Below are 24,978 nucleotides of genomic sequence, written 5' to 3' on the forward strand. Positions count from 1 at the left end.
CACATAAACCATGAAAAAGTATCTTTTGCTATTCGCGATGGCTTTATCACTAAGCACATCATTCGCATTTAAAAGAGTTGAACCGTTAACCGGTTACATTGGCGATGCCATGTGCGCCGCTAAAGGCAAGGGCAACTCGGCAGAACATGCGGCCTGCGCTGCCAAATGCATTAAAGGCGGCGAAGCTGCTGTTTTAGTTGTTGGCGATAAGGTTTATAAAATTGCCAATCAAAAAGAAGTGGTAAAATACGCTGGTAAAAAAGTAATAGTTGAAGGTAAAATAACCGACGACAGCATAGAAGTTACCAAAATAACCGAAGTAAAAGCATAATTCTCTAATGAGTTGATGTGCATATATGTGCAGATGAAGCCCATTAAAGTAAAAAAAGAAAGGCCTTTCTGATCAAATGAAAGGCCTTTTATCATTTTAACATACGCACATTTTCACATACTCACATTTGCACATCACCTAAGCTCCTTATTCCATTTAATGCTGCAGCCAATGGCTTTGGTGCTGCTGGTGGTAATGGCTTTACCATCTAATAGGGCGTTAACCGCGCTTTCTACATATTTAACTTTGTTGGGGTTGGTACCTTCGGTATCATTATCAATAGCGCCAATGTATTGTACTACATTGCCTTTAGCGGTTTTTTGCAGCACATAAACATGCGGCGTGGCTTTAGCACCGTAAGTACGGGTAACATTCTGTGTTTCGTCAATAGTGTAAGGGAAAGTATACCCTTTTTGGGCGGCCAGTTTTTTCATATTATCAAACGAATCGGCAGGCTCACTAACCGGGTCGTTAGGGCTAATGGCTATTACAGGGTAACCTTTTGAGGCATACATTTTATCCAGATCCATAATGCGGCTTTCGTAAGCCTGGGCATAAGGGCAATGGTTACAGGTAAATACTACAATGTATCCTTTGGCCTGTTTATAATTGGCAAGTGATACCATTTTACCGTCTACATTTTTCAGCTTAAAATCAGCAGCAACATCGCCAACTTTATAACCTGTGTTGTCAGCTTTAAAAGCCACCATCCCGGCAACGGCCAGAATCATTATTGCAAGATACTTTTTCATATTGTGATTGTTTTAAATTAAATAATATCAGATTGTTCCAATGCATCTATCGGTGGTTGTTTTGATGGGATGAAAAGTACAACAACGGCAATAACCTGGATCAATATCTGTAGGCTTGAAATATAATCATACAAAATATGAAAGTTTAACCCATCGGGAATAATGATGAAAATAATGACTAATAGGTTTAACATAGTGATAACCGAAAATACCCATTTTGACCATACAAAACCTTTTCTGACCAATAGCCCTATGGCAAACAATAATGTTATGGCAAACAAGGCAACTACTGATCCAAGAGAGACAAATTCCCCTATCAAAAAAAAATCAACTATTCTTAGCGCCGCCGAAACTAAGATGAGGTTTGATGCCCTTATATAATTGATATTGATGTACCTTTTCATTAAGCTTATTGGTTACTCAAATATAATTGATTCAACCCGGCATAAGTAAACTCCTGCTCATAAAACTTACGGATATGTTTTTTAGTATTCACTATCAAAGTCCCCGGTAAGGCACCGCTCCATTTTTCATCAATGGCATCTATAAATTCCTGCTCGCTGGGTTTATCGGCCAAATAAACCTCGCTTACCAGTTTGCGCGATGTGGCGAAGGCTTTAACCTCGTTCAGCTTCGATTTAAAATCCATACTGATCAATAAAACTTTAACAGGCTTATTTTTATAAGTTTTTTGCAATAACTCAAAATTAGGCAGTTCCTTTACACAGGGGCCGCACCAGGTTGCCCAAAAGTTTACAATGTAAACGGTATCGGTATTGCTTACCCGTTTTTCTAACTGTTGCAGGTTTAATAAACGCACCACTTTGGCTTGCGCCGATACTTTTATGCTTAACGTACAAAATATGAGGGCGGCTATGGCAGCTTTCAAATTCATTTGCTAAATAAACGCAACAAAGTGCTATTTATGTTTGATTAAAGTGATTAATTTAAAATTTGCCGAAAAAGTTAGAGATATCGAAATAGATATCCAAAGCTACACCTTCGGCATTCGCAATATGTAAAATATCATAAGGCTTTTTGTTATGATAATTTAGGGACTGGCTTTTGACTTTAGCGCCCGGGTAATTTTTATGTAGCCACACATATTCCGCCGGAGTGCCTGTCCTTTCGGATGTTTCCATGATCACGATAGCCCTATCGAACGATGAGCCATCGGCAAGCTTACTTTTTACAGCAATTGTATCTTTTTTAACTGCCGACGAATCTTTACTCTGGGCAAAACTGATGGTAGATGCAAAGATGGCTACCAATAAGCAGAATGCAAGTTTTTTCATAATTGATAGATTAGGTTTCAGTAACCAATATCGCAATTATCCAACTCAAAACCAACCGGTTTGCACAACTACGGGGCCTCCGGAAAAAACAATGCTTTCAATTCTGTGGCGTCATCAGGTTTCATCCTCCCTGCTAAAACCAAACGAAGCTGGCGGCGGCGTAAAGCGCCTGCATAAAAAAGGTGGTCTTCATCTGTCAGGGGTATTAATTCGGGCACGGGCACAACATGGCTATCGGCATCAAGCGCCACAAAGGTGTAATAAGCTTCGTTACTTTTAACTTTGGTGCCCGATGGTATGTTCTGCGCCCAAACATCCAGCCTTACCTCTACCGAAGTATTAAAGGCCCTGGTTACTTTTGATTCTATGCTGATCACATCGCCCAGTTTAACCGGGTGTTTAAACGACACACTATCAACCGAAGCCGTAACCACAATGCGGTTGCAATGTTTTTGCGCGGCAATAGCGGCGGCAATATCCATCCAGTGCAGTAAGCGCCCTCCCATTAAATTATTTAGTGTGTTGGTATCGTTTGGCAATACCAGTTCGTTCATTATGGTGTGAGAATCTTGCGGATGCTTTGGGGTCATATGCTCAAAAGTAACTGTTTTGGTATACAGTTAATAACGAGGTACAAAATAACCCGGCGACAGAATACGTTTTTGGTTTTGGGTAACTACCTTTTACTGGCATTCAACTGCGTATATCGCACCAACTCCTCATACCTCGCACCCGGCCTTCGGAAGTAAACCAGTATTTGGTAATCATTTTCAGTTTCGTAATAGCTGCCTTCAAAGGTGATATCATCGGGTATTTTATCGTGCTTATCAACCCAAATATATTCGTAATCGTAAACGCCTTGTTTCAAAAACAGATCGGTATAAAAGCGCCCCCTGCCGCTATCATACTGCATTTTACTTTGATCGTTCAACTGGTAATCGTTAAACTTCCCTACAATATAGGCCGAGCCTTCCGTGTCTGATTTATTGCCTGCCAAACTAAAATAGATGTGGGCGTAATCGGCATCAATCTTAGGGTTGCTGCCATCCTGGTTCAGGATATAAAAGTTACCGTTAATATCATACTGAAAAGAATATGTAGCTTGGTTTCTGCTGGGATCGCCTAACAAGATCACCGTATTAGCCGTATCCCTGAAAATGCGCCCTACCCTATCCGAATTCAACTTAAGCGACCGCAGATCAAAATGCCTGAACTCGTTACCGCCTGCAAAATCGTTAGTACTTACATCATTGTAGATCAACACATTGCCACGTAAGTTGGCGGGTACGGTATTCATCTGTGCTTTATCGCTGCGGCCGTTTTGCATTACCAGCGCCCGGATATCGGTGTTAGGGTTTTGCACCAGCAAGCTGCCATAATTAATCTGAAAATTGATCTTCTGGTTACTTTGGCGCAAGGTGTTGTTTGTGGATGATTGAACACTACCATTAACCCCCGCTTTGGAATCCAACACGTAAAAACGACGGGTTAAAACCATTTTGTTCACGTCGCCGTCAAGGTAAACCTTCAGAATATAATTGCCCGATAGCTTGGGGATGATGTTTTGATTAGGAAAGGCGATCTCGTAATGGGTATATTTTTGGATTGTACCAGTTGAGTAACGGTAATCGGTTATTCTATCGTCAGTAAAGCTTTGGAGGTATTCCGTTGGGGAGAGTTGCGAGGTATTCCAATCGGCATCGCAATGCTGAATGGTGTAGTTTAGGTATTTTGTTCCTCCCTTCAGATCGTCAAAGGCCAACAGCAACTGATCGCTTGTTTTTAAGTTGATGATAGGAAATGATTGCGCCTTGGCCGTATTATAAAACTCAACAGATTTGATGGAGGACAGGTAAACCCGGTTATCGTTGGTTACGTCCTGAGCAAAGGTATTTGCGAAGATGAATAGAATTACAGCTATTAGTCGAATTTGCAGCATGTCGAATTTCAAACGTTGTCATTGCGAGGTACGAAGTAATCGCGAACTATGCAAGACCGCTCTGCTTGCGTGCGATTGCTTCGTACCTCGCAATGACAAGATAGACATTATGCTTCCAACTCCAAAATCTGATCGGCTAATGCTTCCCACTCGTCCTGAAGCTTTTTCAGTTCTACCTTTTTTTGTTGGTACGATGCATTTACCTCTTTTGATTTTGCCGGGTCATTATATACACCGTCTTCGGCCAATTTATTTTCCAGTTGTTTTACCGATGTTTCTAAACCGGCAATGGTTTCTTCCATTTTAGATAGATCCTGGTTCAGTTTTTTTAACTGTTTTGATTTATCTTCTGTTGGTTGTTGTTTAACCGGCTCTGGTTTTTTCTCTTCCTTTTTAGGTTGAGCGGCAGGTATAGCGGCTTTAGGCTCAAGTTTGCGTTTGGCTTGCCAAACATCGTATTCGGCATAAGTACCCGGGTAGATCTTGATCTTCTGATCTTCGATAAACCAGATCTTGTTAGCCACATTATCCAAAAAGTACCTATCGTGACTAACCACTATAAATGTACCTTCAAATTGCAGTAAAGCCTGTATCAATATATTAACCGACGCGATATCCAAGTGGTTGGTGGGCTCATCCAGAATCAAAAAGTTAGCATCCGCGGTAAGCGCCTTGGCCAAAGCCACACGCGATTTTTCACCACCCGATAATACCTTGATCTTTTTGAAAACATCATCGCCGGTAAACAAAAACGAACCTAATATGGAGCGTAGCTCGGTATCGGTATTTTTGGGTGCGAAGGCTTGCAGCTCCTGCAATATTTCGTTCTCCAGGTGTAACGATTCTAACTGGTGCTGCGCGAAAAAGGTTTCGGTAACGTTATGACCGGTTACCATTTTACCTTCAAAATCATGATCAGCATCGGCTACAATACGCAACAAGGTTGATTTACCCTTACCGTTGGCACCGATCAAAGCAATTTTATCGCCTTTTTCAATCACGGCTTCGGCAGCATCTAAAATATCGATGTTAGGATATTTTTTGGTGATATTCTCCAAAGTAATTACGTGCCTGCCCGATTGTTTGGAAAAACGGAAACTGAAGTTAACCTCGGGGTTATCATCATCAACATCTTCAATACGCTCCAGTTTGTCTAATTGCTTAATGCGCGATTGCGCCATTTTAGCCTTAGATGCCTTGGCACGGAAGCGCTCTATCAGCTTTTCTTCCTGCTTAATTTTAGCTTGCTGGTTTTTAAACTCACCTTTTTGGATCTCGCCACGCAAAGCCTTCTCTTCCAGGTAGAAAGAATAGTTACCCGCATAAACGGTTAATTTACCTTTGCGGGATTCAACGGTACGGTTAATTACCTTATCTAAAAACCACCTATCGTGAGATACGATAACTACCGCGCCTTCAAACGAGCGCAAATAATCTTCGAGCCATTGGATAGACGGTAAGTCGAGGTGATTGGTAGGCTCATCCAGCAATAAAATATCCGGTGCCTGTAAAAGTATTTTGGCCAGCATTACACGCATGCGCCAACCTCCCGAAAAGGTGGCCAGCTTGCGGTGTGTATCAGCTTCGGTGAAACCTAAACCGGCTAAAATTTCGTGGGCTTTGTATTCAATATTGTAACCATCTAAGGCTTCAAACTCAGTTTGTTTGTCGCTTAGTTTGTGCAAAATATCTTCCGAGTAATCGGTTTCCAATTTAGCAAGCAAGGCCTCAATTTCGGTATGCAGTTGGTTTTGGCGTTCAAAAGCCTCCATAGCCACATGCAGAATGCTTTTATCCGAAGCGTACGAAAGCAGATCCTGGTTGAGGTAGCCCATAGCCAGATCTTTAGCTTTTGATATGGTGCCCGATGTAGGTTTATAGTCGCCTACAATAATTTTCAATAAAGTGGTTTTACCGGTTCCGTTGGCACCAATCAGGCCAATTTTTTCTCCGGGTTTAATATGCCAGTTGGCTTCATCGTAAAGGGCCCTTGCACCAATCTCGAACGTAAGGTTATTAATCGCAATCATTTGCCGCAAAGATAGCAAATTTTAGAGCCACCTAAGCCCCTAAAGGGGGAATATTGTAAAAAGAGTGTAGTAAAACAGGCTCTTGCAAATCAAAAGCTCCCCCTTTAGGGGGCTGGGGGGCTAACTTCCCAATTCCAAAATCCTATCAAACTCTTCGGTCTTTACGCCCATTACCGATAGTCGGCCTTGTCGCACTAAACCAATATTGGCCAGTTGCGGGTCGGCTTTTATTTTCTCTAAGGTTACGGGGTGCTTTAAACTTTCAACCGGGGATAGGTCAACCACTACCCAGTTGGTATCATCGGTGGTTGGGTCCTGGTAGGCTTCTTTTACCACTTTGGCTATGCCTACAACTTCTTTACCATCATTACTGTGATAAAAAAGCACCAGGTCACCCTCTTTCATTTCGCGCAGGTTATTGCGCGCCTGGTAATTGCGCACGCCATCCCAAAAGGTACGGCCATCTTTATTAAATTTTTCCCAGCTATATTTTACGGGTTCGGACTTGACTAACCAATGGTTCATGTTGTGATATTGTGCAGCAAATTAAGTGAATTGTGGGAAGAATTAAAAGATTGTTTTAATGGTGCTTTTAAGTAATTTAGCTACACTGAAACTCTTAACATGATCGCAAATTATTGAAAACTATATTTACAGCACTCGCCATAATGCTATTTGCTTACTTAACAAGTAATGCACAAATAAGCCCAGAACTCGCCAAAAAACTTACTGTAAACGGCATTTGTTTGTGTAAAACAACATTGCCAGATTTACAACAATCGTATCCTGATTTGAAAGAAACTGCCGTTGAAGAAATGGATCTTGCGAAAAACTGTTACGGACAGGATTCAAGATTTATCGCCGGAAAGGGATTTACATCTGAAAAGCAATTGGGTATAATTTTTCAACTTGATCAAAACTCCAATGAAATAAGCAAAATCAGGCTAACAAAACAATTTAAAGGAAAGTTACCCGATGGTAATTTCATTGATCTAAGCATTCTTAATTTAAAGGATTTATTCAAGTTATATCCATTATTAAAAAAAGATTGGCGCTCAAGAGGTTGTTCTAACTATTGGAATTTCTCGAATGATACTATTGCATTTTACGTAAAAATAGATTCAACTAAAAAACCACAGTTTCCGATTGATGAAGCATACTACCTAGATAGACCAATTGAAGCCGTTGATATGCTAATGTCTTGTTTTTCCGCTCACAAAAAGATTGAGACTGTTGCTAAGGAGATAGCAAGGAAGGAGCCCGTATATTTTATTGATAGTGTTAGGGTTAGTAAAGCCGATCTGTTAGGATATGAGCCCAATGATATTGCATCGGTAACGGTTTATAAAGAAGCCAGCGCGATAAAAATATTAGGCCCCGAAGGTAAATCTGGGCTTGTTTACATTGAAACAAAACAATTTTGCAAACACCGCTACTGGACTTATTTTAGATCAAAATCAGCATCTTATGCTAAGTTGGTGCCATCGGTGGAGAGTGATGCAAATGTAGCGTACATTCTTAATACCAAAGTTTTGGCCAAAAACTACGAAAGTAACCTGTCAGCAATAAATGACAGAACATTTAAGGATCTTCAGGTTATCAACAAAGACAAACTCATGAAAGAATACGGTGTTACAGATAAGGATTATGGAGTAGTTATATCGTCAGATCCAAAAGCTGATATAAAAAACTAACACAAGCAAAGTACCCCCACAAAAAGGGATACCTCACGGCATCCCTTTCCCTATCAATAGTCAACTTCTTTTATTATGTGGTAGTTTTTTTAGCTACCTTTTTTACGTGCTTAATTTTAGTGCCACTGTAGTGTTTGTGTTTACTAAAAGTATTATGAATTTTTTGTGGGATGGTTGAGGTTTTTTTAACCTTAACTTCATCCTTAACTACTTTCTCTTGTGCCATAGCTACAGAACCCATGGTAACTGCAAACACTAATAAAAACAATATCTTTTTCATAGTTTAATTAATTTATACATTGTTTTATTCAATTGCTGTGCCATAATATAATAGTAGTTAAAATTGTTAAATGCGTACTTTTTTCAGCAAAAAAGATTAAATAATAGTACTTATCTGTATACAGTTATTCGTTAAAAAATCGTTTATCCCAATTATTTTCGTATATTGATAACAATGAAACGAACCATCAAACTGATTAAAGGGCAAAACTTGCGCTACATTGGCCGCCCTTTCCCAGGATACATAGCCGAAACTAATTACATGACCTTTTTAAACGACCACAGCGTTTTTGAGATCAACGTATTATACAACAATAAAGAAATGATCATTAACCGCTTTGATACAAAGGCGGTTGTGTAACAGTTAGTGTAGTATTTTAAACATTAACTCTTTCATCAACTCACCTGGCCCGGATACTGAATCTACACCTTTGCTCTTCAAATCGTACTCGCGTAGCAGGCTAATTACCTGCATGGTTTTGCCATAGTTATAACTGCGCCCAGCCTGCTCATAATCTTTAACAAAATATGGGCTCACTCCCAATACCCTTGCCAAACCTTGCGGCGATTTATCATCGGCATAATGGTATTTTAAAACTTTGGTAAAGTAATTATTGAGCGTACCCAAAACAACAACCATAGGGTTAGCCTTGGGGTTAGCCTCAAAGTAATTGATGATCTTGTTCACGTTCACCACATCTTTGCGGCCCAATGCGGTTTGTAGCTCAAATACATTGTACTCTTTACTAATACCGATATTATCCTGAATTTCTTTAGGCGTGATCTCTTGCCCCGCGTTCACGTTCAGCATCAGCTTTTCTAACTCGTTGGCAACTTTGGATAGATCGTTACCCAGATACTCGGCCAATAAAGCCGAAGCCTGCGGACTGATCCGGTAACCCTTCTCGCTAACAAAACCTTCTATCCAACCGGGTATCTTATTATCATACAACTCAGCAGATTCAAAAACTATCCCGTTCTTATCAATGGCTTTGTACGATTTTTTTCGCTTATCAAACTTGCCGTATTTATAACAAAATACCAGGATAGTACTCGGCAATGGTTTTTCGAGGTAACTCAACAGCGGGTCGATGCTTTTTTTATCATCGTCTTCCTTGCCCCATTTCATATCCTGCGCTTCTTTCACCATTACCACCTGGTAATCACTCATCATGGGGTAGCGTTTGGCGGCGTTAAGTACGGTCATCATATCGGTATCTTTACCGTATACTACCGTTTGGTTAAAGCCCCGTTCGGCATCGCTTAACAGGTTATGCTCAATGTAGTTCCCTATCATATCAATAAAATAGGGTTCATCACCATGTAACAGGTACAAGGGTTTGTATTTACGATTCTTAAGATCTTTTAAAATTTCGGGTGCCGTCATGTAATATTCAAAAGTAAAAATTCAAAATTCAAAAGCACGCTTTATATTTCTATTTTTGAATTTTACTTTGAATTTCGATTGAATGCTACAGCCGCTTAATCTTCCGCCTTATCCTTTTAAAATATCAGACCAAAACGGTACGCTGTTTTTGTTTGACGAGATCAGGAAAAAGGAGGTGGTTTTAACGCCCGAAGAATGGGTAAGGCAGCATTTTGTTCAATACCTGATCAAAGAAAAAGGCTATCCCCGTTCGCTTATTAAACTGGAAGGTGGCCTTAAACTGAATGGCAACGCCAAACGATCAGACATAGTAGTGTTTAACAACAAGGGCGAAAAAATTTTGATGGTTGAATGCAAGGCGCCATCGGTAAAAATAACCCAGCAGGTTTTTGACCAGGTTGCCCGCTACAATATTGTACACAAAGTGCCCGTATTAGCCGTAAGCAATGGTTTGCAGCACTATTACTGCAACATTAATTTTGATAAACAGAGTTATGATTTTATCCCCGAGCTTGCAACTTACCAGGCCTCAAACGTATTGTAAATTGACATGAAACAAAAACTCGATATAGAAAACTGGGCACGTAAAGAGCATTTCAACTTTTTTAAACAATTTGAAGAGCCACATTACGGCGTTACTGTAAGTATTGACTGTACCGAAGCCTATCGCTTTACTAAACAGAATAAAATATCTTTCTATTTATACTCCTTATATAATGCGATGAAAGCAACCTACAAGGTTGAATCTTTCAGATACCGTATTGAGGGCGATGATGTTTTTATTTACGATCAGATGATTGCCGGAGCAACGGTTAGCCGCGCCAATGGCACTTTTGGTTATGGATATATGCCTTATTATGAGCAATTAGAACATTTTATTGCCGAGGCCAACAAGGTAGTTGAAGATGTACAAAGCAAAACCGACCTCGGCCGCTCTACCATGGAAAACATCATCCGTTTTTCAACACTGCCGTGGATAGATTTTACTTCGCTTTCGCATGCGCGGATGTTTTCGGTGAAACACAGTTGCCCAAGTATAACCTTTGGTAAAATGACGGAGCAAAATGGTAAACGCTCAATGCCGGTATCCATTCACGTTCACCATGCTTTAGTTGATGGTTTACATTTAGGGGAATATATTGACAGCTTGCAGGCTTTAATGAACCAGGGCGCTTAATCTACTCCAACAAGGCCCAATATCTTCTCGAGCAATTCGTTTGGTTTAAACGGTTTGGATACATAATCGTTCATGCCGGAGTTATAAACCTTATCCTTAATATCAAACAAAGCCGATGCCGTTAGCGCTATGATTGGGATGTTGGCCTTTTTAGGGTCAACCATTTTACGGATAATTTTTGTAGCCTCCAAACCGTCCAGAACAGGCATTTGCAGGTCCATCAGGATCACATCAAAATTACCGTATTGTAATAACTCAACCGCGCGCTCACCGTTTTCAGCTATAACAGGTGTAATATCCCATTTGCTGAACAGCTTTTTCATCAGCATTACATTAACCGCGTTATCCTCGGCAATTAAAACCTGTAGCTTGCTGATCTGGAAAGTACCATTGGCACGGCCGGCATCCGGAACGGCAAGCTTCTTGATCTTCTCTTCCGGCGTAATCATATCTGTTGATACCGGGAACTCCATCGTTACCGAAAACTCCGATCCTATACCTATTTCGCTGGTTACCTGTATAGTGCCTCCCTGCAAATCAAGCAAGCGTTTTACAATTGATAAACCCAAACCTGTACCGCCAAACTGGCGTGTAGTGGTGATAGATTCTTGCGTAAAGGGTTCAAATATAGCGGCTATCTTATCCTCGGCAATACCGATACCCGAATCGCGGATGGAAAATTTGATGGTTGCTTCGTTATGCCTGTCTTCAATACAGCTTACGCTTACTTTTACCGTACCACGGGTAGTAAATTTAATGGCATTACTAACCAGGTTAAATATAATTTGCGATAAGCGGGTTGGGTCGCCAATTAAATAGCGGGTTTTTAAATAACTATCTACATGTAGTTGGAAGGTTAGCCCTTTTTCTTCGGCTTTCATCATCTGGCCGCCGCAAATGTTCTGCATCAGCTCGTCAAGGTTAAATTTGATGTTTTCGAAAGTGATCTTGCCCGATTCTATCTTGTTAAAATCAAGCACATCATTAACCAGTGTTAACAGGTTTCCTGCCGAAAAACGAAGTATCTCTAAGTTCTCTTTCTGATCCGGCCTCGGGCTTTCCATCAGCAACAGGTTGCTCATACCGATGACCGCGTTTAACGGGGTACGGATCTCGTGCGACATGGTTGAAAGGAACTCCGACTGAACCTGCGACGATTTCTCGGACCGGTGCATGGCATGGCCCAGCTTCTCGCTCAATTGCTTTTCCGAATCGGCAAAATCTTTCAGTTGTTTGATGTTTCTCAAAAAGGCCCCATAAAAGTGCCCCTGAATAAACATAATGAGGATAAAGTTAAAAAACACCACAACCGTAATGGTGTAGCTGTCCAGCTTTTCGGGCCGTATCTGGCTCATCAGGTGGTTAGAATTTACCCCAACCATATAAAAAAGCATCACCGAAAGGTTAATGAGCGAGTAGATGGTTCCCCATCGTGTCCCCAACATATAATACCCAAACAAAATGATCAGAATTACCAATTGGATAACAATGATATTAACATCCTGAAACACCACAAAAATAACTGTGGTAACTAACAGCGTCCCGATAATAAGCAGAACGTGTGATACCGCTATAAAATCGGGGTTCCAGGTAAAATATTTGAATAATATAAGTAAGGTGAAAAGCAAAAGGATACCAATGTTGGTTTGCATATTGGCATGCAAACTATATACGTTGGGTATTACAGCCACCAACCCTAAAAAAGCAAGCAGCAAACCGTAATAAATTAAACGGATACGTGCCTGATCAAGAATTGAATCGCTCTCGGACAGTATTCTTTTTACCGATAAGTTAAATAAACTTATGTTTTTGCTCATTTACGCGCGTAGTATTAAATAATTGGGGTCAGCAAATATATTACATTAAAGCACAATATATTAGCAAACACTTACATTGCAAAAAAAATCAACAAAATTTTTGATTTTCCTGGTAAAGTATTACAATTAACCTGCCAATTACGCACTAAGCGCGCTCAAACTTTCTTTTATAATGGTGATCTTGGTTTCCGCGTCGGCTTTTTTCTTTAGCTCGTTATTTACAATTTCGGGCTTGGCATTCTGCATAAAGCGTTCGTTACCCAGTTTAGATTCTATAGATTTTAAGAAGCCTTGCAGATAAACCAGTTCTTCGCTTAAGCGGATCTTTTCCGCATCAACATCAATGTTTTGCTCCAGGGCGATATAAAATTCATCGGTACCAACCAAAAACGAAGCCGCTCCGGCAATTTTATCGTTGGTAAAGGTTACCTCTTCCAAATTACCAAGCTTAGTTAAAATGGCAAAGTAATGCTTATGATCAATGCCCGAATTAGCCTTAATAGCCAATGGCAATTTATCTTTTGGCGATAACTGTTTAGCGTTCCGTACATTTCTTACCTCAGAAACAACGGTCTTAACTACTTCAATCTCAGCAATCAAACGTGCATCAATTTCCCCAATGGCGGGTAATAGCGCAACAATGCAGCAGTCCTTCGCGGTTCTTTCACCAAACAGTTCATCGTGCCATAATTCTTCGGTAATAAATGGCGTAAAGGGGTGTAATACCTTCAGAATGTTTTGGAAGAAAGCTATCGTAGCCTCGTAGGTTTCTTTGTCTATCTGTTGCTTCTCAACACCGGCCTGGTAGGTTGGTTTTACCATTTCGAGGTACCAGGCGCAAAAATCGTCCCATACTAATTTATAGGTACTCATTAAGGCTTCGGATAAGCGGTATTGCTTAAACTGCTCCTCAATATCAACCAAAGCCTGGTTAAACCTGCTGTTAAACCATTGGATGGTAACCGCGTTAGGGTTAGTTAAACGCTCGTCAACTTCCCAACCTTTGATCAGGTTAAAAGCATTCCATATTTTATTGGCAAAGGCGCTGCCCTGCTTACAATGCCCTTCGTCAAACATTAAGTCGTTCCCTGCCGGGGATGATAAGAGCATCCCTACCCTCACGCCATCGGCGCCGTATTTTTCGATCAGATCCAAAGGATCGGGCGAGTTACCTAATGATTTAGACATTTTTCTGCCCAGCTTATCGCGAACGATACCAGTTAGGTAAACATTTTTAAACGGTATCTCTCCCCTAAACTCGTGCCCGGCCATGATCATCCTCGCTACCCAGAAAAACAGAATTTCGGGTGCGGTAACCAGGTCATTTGTAGGATAGTAATAACTGATCTCTTCGTTATTCGGGTCTTTAAAACCATCAAAAACAGATATTGGCCATAACCATGATGAAAACCAGGTATCTACCACGTCTTCGTCCTGGCGTAAGTCTGATGCTTGCAGCTTGGAGCCTGTAGCTTGCAGCTTATTAGCTTCTTCTAACGCTTCCTCAACCGTTTTGGCTACAACGTGTTGACCGTTTGGTAAATACCAGGCCGGTATTTGCTGTCCCCACCATAACTGGCGACTGATGCACCAATCCTTCACATTCTCCATCCAGTGGCGGTAGGTGTTGGTGAACTTTTCGGGGATCAGTTTAATATCGCCCTTCAACACATAATCCAAAGCAGGCCCGGCCATTTCGTCCATCTTGCAAAACCATTGCATAGATAGCTTGGGCTCAATAACGGCGTTGGTACGCTCAGAATATCCTACTTGTGATTTGTATTCTTCAACCTTTTCTAACGAACCGGCTTCTTCTAAAAGTACAGCTATCTTTTTACGGGCGGCAAACCTGTCTTCACCAACCAATATGGTAGCCTTTTCGTTCAGGGTACCATCATCGTTTAAAATATCAATAACGGGCAGGTTATGTTTAATACCCAGTTCATAATCATTCAGATCGTGCGCTGGTGTTACCTTTAAACAGCCTGTACCAAAATCCATAGTAACATACTCATCCAATATCACCGGTATCTCGCGGCCAATTAATGGGATAAGCACTTTCTTCCCATGCAAATGGGTGTAGCGCTCATCATTAGGGTTGATACAGATAGCCGCATCAGCCATAATGGTTTCGGGGCGGGTGGTAGCAATAGTTAAGTAGTTAGTATCAAGTATCAAGTCGTTAGATTGATTTGCATCACCAGCATTCAAATCTTGATACTTGATACTTGATACCTGATACTTAATATAATATAGCTTTTGATTAACCTCTTTACGGATAACTTCTTCATCGCTAACGGCGGTCTTTCCTTGTGGGTCCCAGTTCACCATGCGTATGCCACGGTATATCCATCCTTTTTTATACAGGTGGATAAAGGTATCTATCACGGCTTCGCTCAAATCGGGGTCCATCGTAAAACGGGTGCGCTCCCAATCGCATGATGCGCCCAGTTTTTTCAGCTGATCTAATATGATACCGCCGTATTTATTTTTCCACTCAAAAGCATATTCCAGAAACTCTTCGCGGCTCAGGTCTTTTTTATTGATGCCTTTTTCTTTCAGCATGGCAACAACCTTGGCTTCGGTAGCTATGCTGGCATGGTCTGTTCCGGGTACCCAGCAGGCATTTTTGCCTTTCATACGGGCACGGCGGATCAATACATCCTGTATGGTATTGTTTAGCATATGGCCCATGTGCAGCACTCCGGTAACGTTTGGCGGGGGTATTACAATGGTATAAGGTTCGCGCTCATCAGGCACCGACCTAAAAAAACCATTCTCCATCCAGTAACTGTACCATTTATCTTCTGCTTGCTTAGGCTGATATGTTTTAGAAATACTCATAGCCCGCAAAAATAAGATTTTGCATTGATGGTTCATAGCTAATAAATCAGTTTAGATTTGAGCCTGCCTGTCGGCAGACAGGTATTGAGATATGAGATTTGAGATAAGAAACTCAATAATTTTCTCTTAAATCTTTCTGATAAATCCAACATTGAACATCCGGATTCTCAAATCCAACAATATTTTTACAATCCCATAACCAAGTATTTCAAAATAACATTTGGACTAAATAAATCACAACCCTATATTTAGACCCTGAAACTTTTACAGAGTTTTTAACTGATCTTATTTATCACCCAATCAAATGGCTCAAAGGGCAATCGCCTTTGCTGTTCTGTATTATACCATAATGAGTAATTAATATCCTAAATACATAAAATGAAATTAAAAATTTCCAGCTTAATGCTTACGGGCGCCGTTTGCCTATCGGCCAGTGTTTTCGCTGTTGAAGGCGGCAAGCACCAACCAAAAAAGGCCGACCCACCTAAAAAGTTTATCGACCCGGCTAATATGGATACATCTGTAAAACCCGGCGACGATTTTTTTGACTATGCCAATGGCGCATGGATAAAAGCCAATGCTATTCCGGCTGATAAAACCAGTTGGGGAAGCTTTATTGCGCTGCGCGATCAAAACACTAAAAGCTTGCTAACCCTGTTAAATGATGTTAGCGCAACACCGGGCCAGCCTAAAGGCAGTTTAAAACAACGCGTTGGCGATTTGTTTGCCAGTGCGATGGATACCGTTGCCATTGAAAAACGTGGTTACGATCCGATCAAACCAGATCTGGCCCGTATTGATAAAATTAGCACCCTGCCACAGGTTGTTAACGAAATAGTTTTTGAACGTTCAACCGGTAGCGGTAGCCCGCTGTTCAGGGCCGGAGTTGGCCAGGATTCAAAACACCCTAAGGTAAACATAGTTTCGTTTTACCAGGGCGGTACTTCCCTGCCCGATCGTGATTATTATTTAAACAGCGATCCTCGTACCTTAAAAATACAAGCGGCTTACAAAAAATACATCGTAACGCTGTTTACCTTAACGGGATCAACCCCGGAAGAGGCTGAAAAAAACTCAGCAACTGTTTTCGGTATCGAGAAAGCATTGGCAACGGCACAAAGAAGCCGTATCGCTTTGCGCGACCCTAATGCCAACTACAATAAAATTGCCGTAACCGATTTTAGCAAAACCACCTCTAATTTAAACTGGGTAGTATTACTTCCAAAATTAAAAATGGGCGGCCAGGATACTGTTCTGGTTGGTCAGCCGGAATTTTACAAAAGCGTTGATGCCTTACTTACCTCAACACCTGTTGCCGATTGGAAAGTGTATTTAAAATGGCAAAACTTAAAAGGCTCTGCAAGCGCGTTAAGTTCTCCGTTTGTGAAAGCTAGCTTTGCATTTAACAGTGTTTTATCTGGTCAAAAGGTACAAACCGCTCGGGTAGAACGCATGTCGGCCCTGGTTGATGGCAGTCTTGGCGAATTATTGGGTCAGCTTTACGTTGAAAAATACTTTACCCCCGCCGCTAAAAAATACATGGAAGGCCTGGTTGCCAATTTGCGCGAAACCCTAGGTGAGCGTATTAAGCGTTTAGACTGGATGAGCCAGGAAACTAAAGACCGCGCATTAAAAAAATTAGCCGCCTTTACTGTAAAAATTGGTTATCCCGATCAGTGGCAAACTTATGCCGGTTTAGTGATCGATCGTAACGATTACGCGGGTAACTTAGAGCGTATTGGCCAATGGAGCTACAACTACAACGTGAGCCAGTTAGGCAAACCAGTTGATAAAAAACGCTGGGGCATGACGCCGCCAACCGTTAACGCTTACTACAGCCCTGTTGCTAACGAGATCGTTTTCCCGGCAGGTATATTACAATTCCCTTTCTTTGATTTTGGTGCCGATGATGCCGTTAATTACGGTGGTATTGGCGTGGTTATTGGCCACGAAATGACCCACGGTTTTGACGACCAAGGCAGCAAATATGATGGCGACGGTACCCTGCGTAACTGGTGGACCAAAGATGATAACGGTAAATTTAAAGTACGCACCCAAAAAGTGGTTGATGAGTTTGATGGCTTTATTGCTGTTGATACCCTGCACATTAAAGGCGCTTTAACTTTAGGCGAAAACCTTGCCGATTTAGGTGGTATTAACGTAGCTTATGATGCTTACAAAAAAACCAAGCAAGGCCAATCAAACACAAAGATAGATGGCTTTACACCAGATCAGCGTTTCTTCCTATCGTTCGCGCAAGTTTGGAGAGGCTCTATGCGCCCAGAGGCCCTAGCCCAGCAAATTAACACCGACCCACACTCACCCGGTAAATTCCGTACAGATGGTACCGTAGTTAATATTGATGCCTGGTACAAAGCATTTGATATTAAACCCGGCGATAAAATGTACAAAGCACCAGAGGATAGAATCAAGATCTGGTAGTGTTTAGTCTGGAGTTCTTAGTCCAGAGTTTTTAAACAAACAAAGCCCGCTTTTGGTGGGCTTTGTTTGTTTAAATCTTTTACAAATTCAAACCATTGTAATCATTTGCATATCTACCCTTACGCATATTTGAGCGTTAAGTAATAACATTATCTTTGCACCCAAATGATCATTCATCAGTTTTACGATACAGGTTTGGCGCATGCCTCGTATGCCATTATTAGCCAGGGCAAAATGGCGATTATTGATCCCGCCCGCAACCCACAACCCTATTACGATTTTTGTGCCGAACATGGCGCCGAGTTAATAGCCGTTATAGAAACCCATCCCCATGCCGATTTTGTGAGTTCGCACCTCGAGATCCATCAGCAAACCGGGGCAACCATCTACGTAAGTAAACTGGTTGGGGCAGCTTATCCGCATCAAACTTTCGACGATGGTGATTGCATTGATCTGGGTGATATCTCACTAAAAGCCGTCAATACCCCCGGCCACTCGCCCGATTCTATCTGCATTATCGCCGAAGATGAGATGAGCGCCCATAAAGTAATTTTTACCGGCGACACGCTTTTTGTTGGCGATGTTGGCCGCCCCGATCTCCGCGAAAGCGCGGGTAATATTACCGCCAAAAAGGAAGAGCTCGCCAGGCAGATGTACCATTCTACAAGGGAGAAACTGATGACATTGCCTGAGGATATGATCGTTTATCCCGCTCACGGCCCTGGCTCGCTTTGTGGTAAAAATATGAGCCCGGATTTGCATAGTACCATTGGCCGCGAATTGCGCGAAAACTATGCACTGCAATTGATGGATGAGTTAACTTTTGTTAACCTGTTAACCAACGACCAACCCTTTGTGCCCCGCTATTTTGGTTTTGATGTTGATTTGAATAAACAAGGTGCGGCAGCTTTTGGGGATGCTGTTAAAGCCATCCCTCATGTTAAACCAAACGAGCTGATAGATGGTATTTTGATCATTGATATCCGTTTTGAAAAACAGTTTAAGCATGGCCATATCCGTGGTTCAATCAACCTGCAAAACGGCGATAAATTTGAAACCTGGTTAGGATCGATAGTAAACCCGGAGGAATCTTTTTATCTGGTAGCCCATAACGAAGCGGAGCTGAATATCGTGATGGAAAAGACCGCCAAAATTGGCTACGAGCAAAATATTAAAGGTGTGATGCTGATACCCGAGAATGGCTTGCAACGCTCATCAGACCTGGATCTGGATTATTTTAGAAGAAACCCCGGTGACTATACAATAGTAGATATCCGCAATGATAACGAGGTAAAAGACACGCCCATATTCGCGAACGCCATCCATATCCCTTTACCCGAATTGCGCGACCGTATAGCCGAAATACCAACCGATAAACCCATTATTGTGCATTGCGCTGCCGGCTACCGCTCGGCGGCAGGCAGCAGCATTATAGCCGCCGAAACCGATTTGAACGCGGTTTATGATCTGGGAGAAGCAATTGTTTCATTTGTTGATTAGTTGGTTTGTTGATTGGTACTTATCCAACTGAACTTTAATTTGAATTACCAGCATGACTAATCAACCAACAAACCAATCAACCAATCAACTAAACTTCGTTGAAACCGCCGACGGTTCAAAAACCATTTACAACCCGCAGGTTGGTGAAAATTATCATTCGCGACATGGGGCCTTGCAAGAGAGCGAGCATGTGTTCTTAAACTCGGGTTTAAGGCATTATCTGGCGGATAAAACGGTTAGCGAAGTTTCGATTTTGGAAGTTGGTTTTGGTACCGGTTTAAACTTTTTGCTTAGCGCCGATTTTTGTATCAAACAGCAAATCAATCTTAACTATGTTGGCATCGAGGCCCATCCGCTTTCGCGGGAGATGATCAGTCAAACTGGTTACAACGAATATACTTCCGCCGGTTTATGGCAGCAGTTTACAGATCAATATGTGGCTTCACTTTCCAGTCCGGTTCAATTAAACCCGTACATCCAATTACAAACGGCTCATAATACACTGATGGATTTCAGGGCGGATGTTCAGTTTGATGTGATCTACTTTGATGCCTTCGCATCCTTACATCAACCCGAAATGTGGAATGAGGAAGCTATAAATCATACCATTCAGTATTTAAAACCAAACGGTATATTTGTTACCTATGCTATTACCGGTAATTTAAAGCGACAACTCAAAACGCTTGGCTTAAAAATAGAAAAGGCTCCCGGCGCGGCCGGTAAGCGGGAGATGTTGAGGGGGACAAAAATAGCCTGATGCATTAGTGCAATCCAATTTAATTGGTGAAATTCGTGGCTCATAATCATATACCGCATGCCACTAACTCCTGCCGCACACGGCCCTACACCTGCAACATCGTTTGAACGCCTGCTTTCCATCATGAACGATCTGCGGGCAAATTGCCCATGGGATATGAAACAAACCATGGAAAGCCTGCGCCACCTCACTATTGAGGAAACGTATGAGCTATCGGATTCTATTTTGGATGGTGATATACAGGAAGTTAAAAAAGAGCTGGGCGATATTATGCTGCACCTGGTTTTTTACGCCAAAATTGGCGAAGAAAGCGGAGCCTTCAATATTACTGATGTGTTAAACGGCATCTGCGAAAAGCTGATACACCGCCACCCCCATATTTACAGCGATGTGGAGGTACAGAATGAAGAAGATGTTAAACGCAACTGGGAGCAGTTGAAATTAAAAGAGGGTAATAAATCGGTATTGGCGGGTGTGCCATCATCGTTACCGGCGCTGGTTAAGGCATCGCGCATACAGGAGAAAGCCCGGGGCGTAGGTTTTGATTGGGAAGAAAAAAGCCAGGTTTGGGATAAGGTAGAAGAAGAAATGCGCGAGTTTCGGGATGAATTTAACGCTGTTGATGATCAGATCATCGATCACGAAAAAGCCGAAGGTGAGTTTGGCGATCTGTTGTTCTCGCTCATCAACTATGCCCGTTTCATCAACATCAACCCCGAAAACGCTTTAGAAAAAACCAATAAAAAATTCATCAAACGTTTCCAATACCTCGAAAGCAAAGCGCAGGAAAATGGTAAACAACTAAAAGACATGACCCTGGCCGAAATGGACCAATTTTGGAATGAGGCCAAAAAATTATAATTTTTATAGCGCTCTGTAGCACATTGCTATAACTTTACGTATAGGCTTATAAATTGAACCAAATGGAACGCTTTATAACTCAGCATTTAAGTAAATTAGTATTGGGCTTTTGCATGCTTATTGCAGTAAACGCCTGTAAAAAGAATGATGCCACGCCAACATTCGCGGGCAAGTACACTGGTAAATTAATTTATGGCGAGGGCGGTGTAGTTTACAACCATGGCGTGGCCCTTGCCGATATCACCTTAACTCAGGATGCTTATACGGCAACTAATGTATCTATCTCGCCAACGGGTTACTCTGCTCCGGTAACAACCACCGGCACCTATCAGTTCAGGGCGGATAGCATCACGTTCGCAGCAGCGGTTACGCCTCCGGGCAACGGTCAAAACTCAATATTATCATTAACGGGTAACTATCAACAACATTTTGAAGGCGATAGCTTGATCTTAACTAAGCAGTACAGGCTTGGTGAGTTAAGCGTATTTAGCCAGTATAGATTAAAACGGAACTAAAAACAATTAATGCAGCTACCCCCCGGCATTACGGAAGATGATCTGATCCGGCAATGCAAAAACGGCGATCTAAAACATCTGGAAATGTTGTATAAACATTTCTACGGCTATGCTATGGGTATTGGTTTGCGTTATTGCGTTAGCCGTGATGATGCTTTGGAAGTGGTGAACGATAGCTTTATCAAGCTGTTTAACTCGATAGGGCAATATAGTTTTGATAAGCCTTTTAAAGCCTGGCTTCGCCGCATTATTGTGAATACGGCTATTGATAAATATCGCAAAGATAAAAAGCACCTCTGGAACGAGGACCTGGAAATGGCCGAGCATATTGGCCACAACGCCACAGTAATTGAGCAGTTAAATGCCCGCGACATATTGAACATGCTGGATAAACTGCCCGAACTGCACCGCATGGTATTTAACTTATACGAGATAGATGGTTACAGTCATGATGAGATAGCGAATATACTGCTGATACCGGCAAGCTCATCGCGGGTGTATTTAACCCGGGGTAAAGAAAAATTAAGAGAATTGATTAACAAAGCAGAATACAATGAACGAAGAATTTGACGACCGGTTAAAAAACCGCATAGCAGATGTCTTCGATAATTACGAAGATGAATCGGCCACTGAAGGCTGGGCGCTTCTGCGTGAAAAATATCCTGAGAAAGAAAAACGCCGTGTGCTTTGGTTATGGTGGGCATCGGCAGCGGCCCTGCTATTGGTTGTTTTGAGTGTGGGGATAGCATTATTTAACCGTGCGCGGGTGAATGATATCGTTCGCGCCAGGCATCCGGTTAGTCAACCTGTTAAATCCATCACCACAGATACTAACGCGCCAAAACAAACAACATGTAAGGATAATTTGGTTGCTGATAATACATCTAAAACCAATAATCAGGTTAAACCATCCAAAGATGATAATCATGCTAAGGCCCCAAAAACTATTGACCCTGCTATCATTGCAAATCAACATACTCATTTAAAACGCATTGATACGATAAGTAATAAATACATCGCCAAAGCAGCAATAAATAAACACGTTACAAAAATTAAGGGCGCGGATATTACGGCGCATCAAAACGATAGTGATCCGGTAAACGGAAAAAGTGTTCAAACTATTACCGTTGTTCCAAACAAAGAGCAAGCAAAACAAACCGGGCCAAAAGGCATTGATAGTGCTGTTTTAGCTAATAACACAACAAATACTAAAACCACACAGCCCGAATTTGTAAAGCCTCCTGTTCAGGATATTAAAAAGCCGATATTCGCGCTGCTGAAACCTAACGATACCAAACCCTACAAACCTGTTGATAAAAAAGTAAAGTTTGGTATTTACGCGGCTACTTACTTTAATTACGCAAAGGGTAGCGATAACCAGTTTAACGTGGGCGCCGGTTTTGCTTCCGAAATTAAATTGGTTGGTAATCTTAAGCTTTTAACGGGCGCGGTTATTGGTCAAAATTCGTTGAAATATACTTCAGAAGTTCCGCAAAAAGCTACGAGTTACCTTGCGGCGAGTATTGTGAATAGCAGTAGTTCCGCAAACAGCTATGCAGCTACCGCACCATCGGGCACTATCGTATCGTCTACCAACACGAGTTCAGACCCGATATTGCGTAACTACCAGGCCAGTTTGATAGGTTTAGATATTCCCATTAACCTTAAATATCAGCTATCCAAAAGTGATACTTACATTGCAGCGGGGTTTAGTTCGGGCACTTATATTGTAGAAACTTACCAGTTTGCGTATAACTATCCGGCCTCCACAGGCCTTTCGGCAAACAACACCGAGCGCAATACCCAAACCCGCACGTTTTTAAACACGTTCGATTTTGCGCGCACCTTAAACTTCGCTTTTGGTATGGGCTACCCTATTGGTAAAACTAACCGCTTAATTATAGAGCCCTTTGTGAAATATCCATTAAATGGTTTAGGCTCGCAGGATTTGAAATTTGGCGCGGGTGGTATTAATCTAAAATTCAATTTCACACCGGCTAAAAAGTAAGGTTACTGTCATCGAACGAGGTACGAGAGAGAAATCTTTTGCTACAGACACTGCGCAAGAGAATAGTTTCTCCTATCGTCGAAATGACATAGGGGAGTCGAAATGACATAGGTTAGCTCTACTTAAACCGGATAGCCTTAACCGGCGATATACTACTCACCAGCATAGATGGGATGATCAACACCACCAGGCAAATTACCAATGTGCCTACGTTAAGCAATACAATATCGGCCCAATCAATTTGGATGGGTACAAAGCGCATGTAGTAGGATGATTGATCGAGCGTGAATATGTGGGTTTTGAATTGAAAATAACCCAGGCCCACACCAAACAGGTTGCCCAGTATCAGGCCGAGGCCTATCAAATAAAAAGCGTTGGTTAAAAATATTTGTTGGATATTCCAGTTGGTGGCGCCCATGGCTTTAAACATGCCTATCATGCTGGTGCGCTCCAGTATCATGATGAGCAGGGCCGATATCATGTTGATAACCGCTACCAGTAACATCAGGATCAAAATAATGCGGGTGTTTACATCCAGCAGTTGCAGCCAATCGAACACGGTTTGATAGCTCTCTGTAACCGTTACCGATTTTAGGGCCGTTGGTATAATATCGCCAATGTTAGAGTTGATGGCCGTTAGGTTGTCAAAGTCGGTCACCCGTATTTCGTAGCCGCCTATTTGGTTATCATTCCAGTTGTTTAGGCGTTTAATGAGCGACAGATCGCCGATGACAAAGGTTTTGTCAACCTCTTCCACACCAACATCAAAAATACCTACAATTTTAAATTTACGTTTGCGCAGCGGTTCCTGAACAAAGTACATTAAAAAATCTTCGCCAAGTTTTAGTTTAAGCCGGTTAGCTGTGTACTGTGATATCATGATCTCGCCCTTCGCTTTAACCGAATCACTAAAATCAATTACCCGGCCCGCTTCCATCACGGTTTTAATAAAGCTCCAGTTATAGGTTGCATCAACGCCCTTCATCACTACGCCCTCTATTTCATTATGGGCTTTGATAATACCGCTTTTGGTGGCATAAGGCGCAATGGTAGCTATGCGTTTATTGGCCTTGCATTTATTGATAAAGGTATCGCCAACGGCAAAGGGTGAGTTCTCGTAAGATGCATTCAGATCCAGTTTTGAAACCTGGATATCACCGGCAAAACCGCGGATCTTCTCGCGGATCTCGTTCTTAAACCCTTTGACTATCACAACCGAAAGTATCATCACACCCAAACCCAGCATAATGCCTGCAATGGCTATGCGTACTATCATTTTAGAGAAGGTGCGCTTTGAGCGGAACGAGATGCGGGAGGCTATAAATGAAGCAAAATTCAAAACAGAAATCG

General features: G+C 41.9%; 25 protein-coding genes. 12 read left to right on the forward strand and 13 right to left on the reverse strand.

The genetic code is table 11. The annotated features are described in order from the left end of the window. The first annotated feature begins 10 nt into the window (after positions 1-10). Complete coding sequence (locus tag ABIN91_RS11670; RefSeq protein ID WP_348051282.1) at positions 11-331, forward strand: hypothetical protein; 321 nt, start codon at positions 11-13, stop codon at positions 329-331. Between the two features lie 134 nt (positions 332-465). Here ABIN91_RS11670 and ABIN91_RS11675 read toward each other — a convergent pair whose 3' ends face one another. The 8 genes from ABIN91_RS11675 to ABIN91_RS11710 all read right to left on the reverse strand — a co-directional run bounded on the left by ABIN91_RS11675 (position 466) and on the right by ABIN91_RS11710 (position 6,872). After that, on the reverse strand, positions 466-1,083 hold the full coding sequence (locus ABIN91_RS11675) for a thioredoxin family protein (RefSeq protein WP_348051283.1): 618 nt from the start codon (positions 1,081-1,083) through the stop codon (positions 466-468). 17 nt (positions 1,084-1,100) lie between these two features. Beyond that, on the reverse strand, positions 1,101-1,487 hold the full coding sequence (locus ABIN91_RS11680; protein WP_348051284.1) for a hypothetical protein: 387 nt from the start codon (positions 1,485-1,487) through the stop codon (positions 1,101-1,103). A 5-nt stretch (positions 1,488-1,492) separates the two neighbouring features. Further along, complete coding sequence (locus ABIN91_RS11685) at positions 1,493-1,978, reverse strand: redoxin domain-containing protein (protein WP_348051285.1); 486 nt, start codon at positions 1,976-1,978, stop codon at positions 1,493-1,495. 52 nt (positions 1,979-2,030) lie between these two features. Next, positions 2,031-2,378 carry a hypothetical protein gene (locus tag ABIN91_RS11690; protein WP_348051286.1) on the reverse strand — a complete coding sequence of 116 codons (348 nt, stop codon included), beginning with the start codon at positions 2,376-2,378 and terminating at the stop codon, positions 2,031-2,033. Positions 2,379-2,446: 68 nt separating this feature from the next. Further along, entirely contained in the window at positions 2,447-2,968 is a 522-nt protein-coding gene (locus ABIN91_RS11695; RefSeq protein WP_348051287.1) for an acyl-CoA thioesterase, read from the reverse strand. A gap of 86 nt (positions 2,969-3,054) precedes the next feature. After that, positions 3,055-4,317 carry a DUF5103 domain-containing protein gene (locus ABIN91_RS11700; RefSeq protein WP_348051288.1) on the reverse strand — a complete coding sequence of 421 codons (1,263 nt, stop codon included), beginning with the start codon at positions 4,315-4,317 and terminating at the stop codon, positions 3,055-3,057. 107 nt (positions 4,318-4,424) lie between these two features. Next, positions 4,425-6,347: an ABC-F family ATP-binding cassette domain-containing protein gene (locus tag ABIN91_RS11705; protein WP_348051289.1), complete on the reverse strand. Its 1,923-nt coding sequence runs from the start codon at positions 6,345-6,347 to the stop codon at positions 4,425-4,427. A 120-nt stretch (positions 6,348-6,467) separates the two neighbouring features. Then, positions 6,468-6,872 carry an EVE domain-containing protein gene (locus tag ABIN91_RS11710; RefSeq protein WP_348051290.1) on the reverse strand — a complete coding sequence of 135 codons (405 nt, stop codon included), beginning with the start codon at positions 6,870-6,872 and terminating at the stop codon, positions 6,468-6,470. A 113-nt stretch (positions 6,873-6,985) separates the two neighbouring features. On the opposite strand from ABIN91_RS11710, the gene ABIN91_RS11715 reads away from it, so the two are divergent. Next, complete coding sequence (locus tag ABIN91_RS11715; protein WP_348051291.1) at positions 6,986-8,041, forward strand: hypothetical protein; 1,056 nt, start codon at positions 6,986-6,988, stop codon at positions 8,039-8,041. A 73-nt stretch (positions 8,042-8,114) separates the two neighbouring features. Here the strand turns inward: ABIN91_RS11715 and ABIN91_RS11720 are convergent, their stop codons facing one another. After that, the gene (locus ABIN91_RS11720) at positions 8,115-8,321 is read right to left on the reverse strand and encodes a hypothetical protein (protein WP_348051292.1); all 207 of its coding nucleotides are present in this window, start codon (positions 8,319-8,321) and stop codon (positions 8,115-8,117) included. Between the two features lie 174 nt (positions 8,322-8,495). Between ABIN91_RS11720 and ABIN91_RS11725 the strand changes: the two genes are divergently transcribed. Beyond that, entirely contained in the window at positions 8,496-8,681 is a 186-nt protein-coding gene (locus tag ABIN91_RS11725) for a hypothetical protein (protein ID WP_348051293.1), read from the forward strand. Between the two features lie 3 nt (positions 8,682-8,684). Here ABIN91_RS11725 and holA read toward each other — a convergent pair whose 3' ends face one another. Further along, positions 8,685-9,707 (reverse strand): DNA polymerase III subunit delta, encoded by a 1,023-nt coding sequence (gene holA, locus ABIN91_RS11730; protein WP_348051294.1) that lies wholly within the window; start codon positions 9,705-9,707, stop codon positions 8,685-8,687. Positions 9,708-9,789: 82 nt separating this feature from the next. On the opposite strand from holA, the gene ABIN91_RS11735 reads away from it, so the two are divergent. Together ABIN91_RS11735 and ABIN91_RS11740 are read left to right on the forward strand one after the other, a co-directional pair. After that, positions 9,790-10,251, forward strand: coding sequence for a type I restriction enzyme HsdR N-terminal domain-containing protein (locus ABIN91_RS11735; protein ID WP_348051295.1), 462 nt, complete (start codon positions 9,790-9,792; stop codon positions 10,249-10,251). A gap of 6 nt (positions 10,252-10,257) precedes the next feature. Further along, on the forward strand, positions 10,258-10,884 hold the full coding sequence (locus ABIN91_RS11740; protein WP_348051296.1) for a chloramphenicol acetyltransferase: 627 nt from the start codon (positions 10,258-10,260) through the stop codon (positions 10,882-10,884). Here the strand turns inward: ABIN91_RS11740 and ABIN91_RS11745 are convergent. Both ABIN91_RS11745 and ABIN91_RS11750 read right to left on the reverse strand, forming a co-directional pair. Then, positions 10,881-12,701, reverse strand: a complete 1,821-nt coding sequence (locus ABIN91_RS11745; protein ID WP_348051297.1) for an ATP-binding protein — start codon at positions 12,699-12,701, stop codon at positions 10,881-10,883. The two genes, ABIN91_RS11740 and ABIN91_RS11745, sit on opposite strands and share 4 nt — an antisense overlap. Before the next feature lie 138 nt (positions 12,702-12,839). Further along, the gene (locus ABIN91_RS11750) at positions 12,840-15,545 is read right to left on the reverse strand and encodes a valine--tRNA ligase (RefSeq protein ID WP_348051298.1); all 2,706 of its coding nucleotides are present in this window, start codon (positions 15,543-15,545) and stop codon (positions 12,840-12,842) included. 378 nt (positions 15,546-15,923) lie between these two features. Between ABIN91_RS11750 and ABIN91_RS11755 the strand changes: the two genes are divergently transcribed. The 7 genes from ABIN91_RS11755 (at position 15,924) to ABIN91_RS11785 (ending at position 23,628) form a co-directional block, all read left to right on the forward strand. Beyond that, positions 15,924-17,987: a M13 family metallopeptidase gene (locus ABIN91_RS11755; protein ID WP_348051299.1), complete on the forward strand. Its 2,064-nt coding sequence runs from the start codon at positions 15,924-15,926 to the stop codon at positions 17,985-17,987. A 165-nt stretch (positions 17,988-18,152) separates the two neighbouring features. Further along, positions 18,153-19,487: an MBL fold metallo-hydrolase gene (locus ABIN91_RS11760; protein ID WP_348051300.1), complete on the forward strand. Its 1,335-nt coding sequence runs from the start codon at positions 18,153-18,155 to the stop codon at positions 19,485-19,487. A 52-nt stretch (positions 19,488-19,539) separates the two neighbouring features. Continuing rightward, positions 19,540-20,244: a tRNA (5-methylaminomethyl-2-thiouridine)(34)-methyltransferase MnmD gene (gene mnmD, locus ABIN91_RS11765; protein ID WP_348051301.1), complete on the forward strand. Its 705-nt coding sequence runs from the start codon at positions 19,540-19,542 to the stop codon at positions 20,242-20,244. A 57-nt stretch (positions 20,245-20,301) separates the two neighbouring features. After that, positions 20,302-21,105: a nucleoside triphosphate pyrophosphohydrolase gene (gene mazG, locus ABIN91_RS11770; protein ID WP_348051302.1), complete on the forward strand. Its 804-nt coding sequence runs from the start codon at positions 20,302-20,304 to the stop codon at positions 21,103-21,105. Positions 21,106-21,167: 62 nt separating this feature from the next. Then, a complete protein-coding gene (locus tag ABIN91_RS11775; protein WP_348051303.1) occupies positions 21,168-21,620 on the forward strand; it encodes a hypothetical protein in 453 nt (150 codons plus the stop codon). A gap of 9 nt (positions 21,621-21,629) precedes the next feature. Next, positions 21,630-22,190, forward strand: a complete 561-nt coding sequence (locus ABIN91_RS11780) for an RNA polymerase sigma factor (RefSeq protein WP_348051304.1) — start codon at positions 21,630-21,632, stop codon at positions 22,188-22,190. After that, the gene (locus ABIN91_RS11785; RefSeq protein WP_348051305.1) at positions 22,174-23,628 is read left to right on the forward strand and encodes a hypothetical protein; all 1,455 of its coding nucleotides are present in this window, start codon (positions 22,174-22,176) and stop codon (positions 23,626-23,628) included. The genes ABIN91_RS11780 and ABIN91_RS11785 overlap by 17 nt, the downstream gene beginning before the upstream one ends. A gap of 118 nt (positions 23,629-23,746) precedes the next feature. Here ABIN91_RS11785 and ABIN91_RS11790 read toward each other — a convergent pair whose 3' ends face one another. Then, complete coding sequence (locus ABIN91_RS11790; RefSeq protein ID WP_348051306.1) at positions 23,747-24,967, reverse strand: FtsX-like permease family protein; 1,221 nt, start codon at positions 24,965-24,967, stop codon at positions 23,747-23,749. Between the last annotated feature and the right edge of the window lie 11 nt (positions 24,968-24,978).

The organism is Mucilaginibacter sp. (assembly GCF_039921305.1).
In the GTDB taxonomy this organism is placed as follows: domain Bacteria; phylum Bacteroidota; class Bacteroidia; order Sphingobacteriales; family Sphingobacteriaceae; genus Mucilaginibacter.

What these genes read in the sequence shown, in the direction of transcription:
- ABIN91_RS11670 (WP_348051282.1), top strand. Translation starts at nt 11, where the DNA reads ATGAAAAAGTATCTTTTGCTATTCGCGATGGCTTTATCACTAAGCACA.
- ABIN91_RS11675 (WP_348051283.1), bottom strand. Translation starts at nt 1,083, where the DNA reads ATGAAAAAGTATCTTGCAATAATGATTCTGGCCGTTGCCGGGATGGTG.
- ABIN91_RS11680 (WP_348051284.1), bottom strand. Translation starts at nt 1,487, where the DNA reads ATGAAAAGGTACATCAATATCAATTATATAAGGGCATCAAACCTCATC.
- ABIN91_RS11685 (WP_348051285.1), bottom strand. Translation starts at nt 1,978, where the DNA reads ATGAATTTGAAAGCTGCCATAGCCGCCCTCATATTTTGTACGTTAAGC.
- ABIN91_RS11690 (WP_348051286.1), bottom strand. Translation starts at nt 2,378, where the DNA reads ATGAAAAAACTTGCATTCTGCTTATTGGTAGCCATCTTTGCATCTACC.
- ABIN91_RS11695 (WP_348051287.1), bottom strand. Translation starts at nt 2,968, where the DNA reads ATGACCCCAAAGCATCCGCAAGATTCTCACACCATAATGAACGAACTG.
- ABIN91_RS11700 (WP_348051288.1), bottom strand. Translation starts at nt 4,317, where the DNA reads ATGCTGCAAATTCGACTAATAGCTGTAATTCTATTCATCTTCGCAAAT.
- ABIN91_RS11705 (WP_348051289.1), bottom strand. Translation starts at nt 6,347, where the DNA reads ATGATTGCGATTAATAACCTTACGTTCGAGATTGGTGCAAGGGCCCTT.
- ABIN91_RS11710 (WP_348051290.1), bottom strand. Translation starts at nt 6,872, where the DNA reads ATGAACCATTGGTTAGTCAAGTCCGAACCCGTAAAATATAGCTGGGAA.
- ABIN91_RS11720 (WP_348051292.1), bottom strand. Translation starts at nt 8,321, where the DNA reads ATGAAAAAGATATTGTTTTTATTAGTGTTTGCAGTTACCATGGGTTCT.
- ABIN91_RS11725 (WP_348051293.1), top strand. Translation starts at nt 8,496, where the DNA reads ATGAAACGAACCATCAAACTGATTAAAGGGCAAAACTTGCGCTACATT.
- holA (WP_348051294.1), bottom strand. Translation starts at nt 9,707, where the DNA reads ATGACGGCACCCGAAATTTTAAAAGATCTTAAGAATCGTAAATACAAA.
- ABIN91_RS11735 (WP_348051295.1), top strand. Translation starts at nt 9,790, where the DNA reads ATGCTACAGCCGCTTAATCTTCCGCCTTATCCTTTTAAAATATCAGAC.
- ABIN91_RS11740 (WP_348051296.1), top strand. Translation starts at nt 10,258, where the DNA reads ATGAAACAAAAACTCGATATAGAAAACTGGGCACGTAAAGAGCATTTC.
- ABIN91_RS11745 (WP_348051297.1), bottom strand. Translation starts at nt 12,701, where the DNA reads ATGAGCAAAAACATAAGTTTATTTAACTTATCGGTAAAAAGAATACTG.
- ABIN91_RS11750 (WP_348051298.1), bottom strand. Translation starts at nt 15,545, where the DNA reads ATGAGTATTTCTAAAACATATCAGCCTAAGCAAGCAGAAGATAAATGG.
- ABIN91_RS11755 (WP_348051299.1), top strand. Translation starts at nt 15,924, where the DNA reads ATGAAATTAAAAATTTCCAGCTTAATGCTTACGGGCGCCGTTTGCCTA.
- ABIN91_RS11760 (WP_348051300.1), top strand. Translation starts at nt 18,153, where the DNA reads ATGATCATTCATCAGTTTTACGATACAGGTTTGGCGCATGCCTCGTAT.
- mnmD (WP_348051301.1), top strand. Translation starts at nt 19,540, where the DNA reads ATGACTAATCAACCAACAAACCAATCAACCAATCAACTAAACTTCGTT.
- mazG (WP_348051302.1), top strand. Translation starts at nt 20,302, where the DNA reads ATGCCACTAACTCCTGCCGCACACGGCCCTACACCTGCAACATCGTTT.
- ABIN91_RS11775 (WP_348051303.1), top strand. Translation starts at nt 21,168, where the DNA reads ATGGAACGCTTTATAACTCAGCATTTAAGTAAATTAGTATTGGGCTTT.
- ABIN91_RS11780 (WP_348051304.1), top strand. Translation starts at nt 21,630, where the DNA reads ATGCAGCTACCCCCCGGCATTACGGAAGATGATCTGATCCGGCAATGC.
- ABIN91_RS11785 (WP_348051305.1), top strand. Translation starts at nt 22,174, where the DNA reads ATGAACGAAGAATTTGACGACCGGTTAAAAAACCGCATAGCAGATGTC.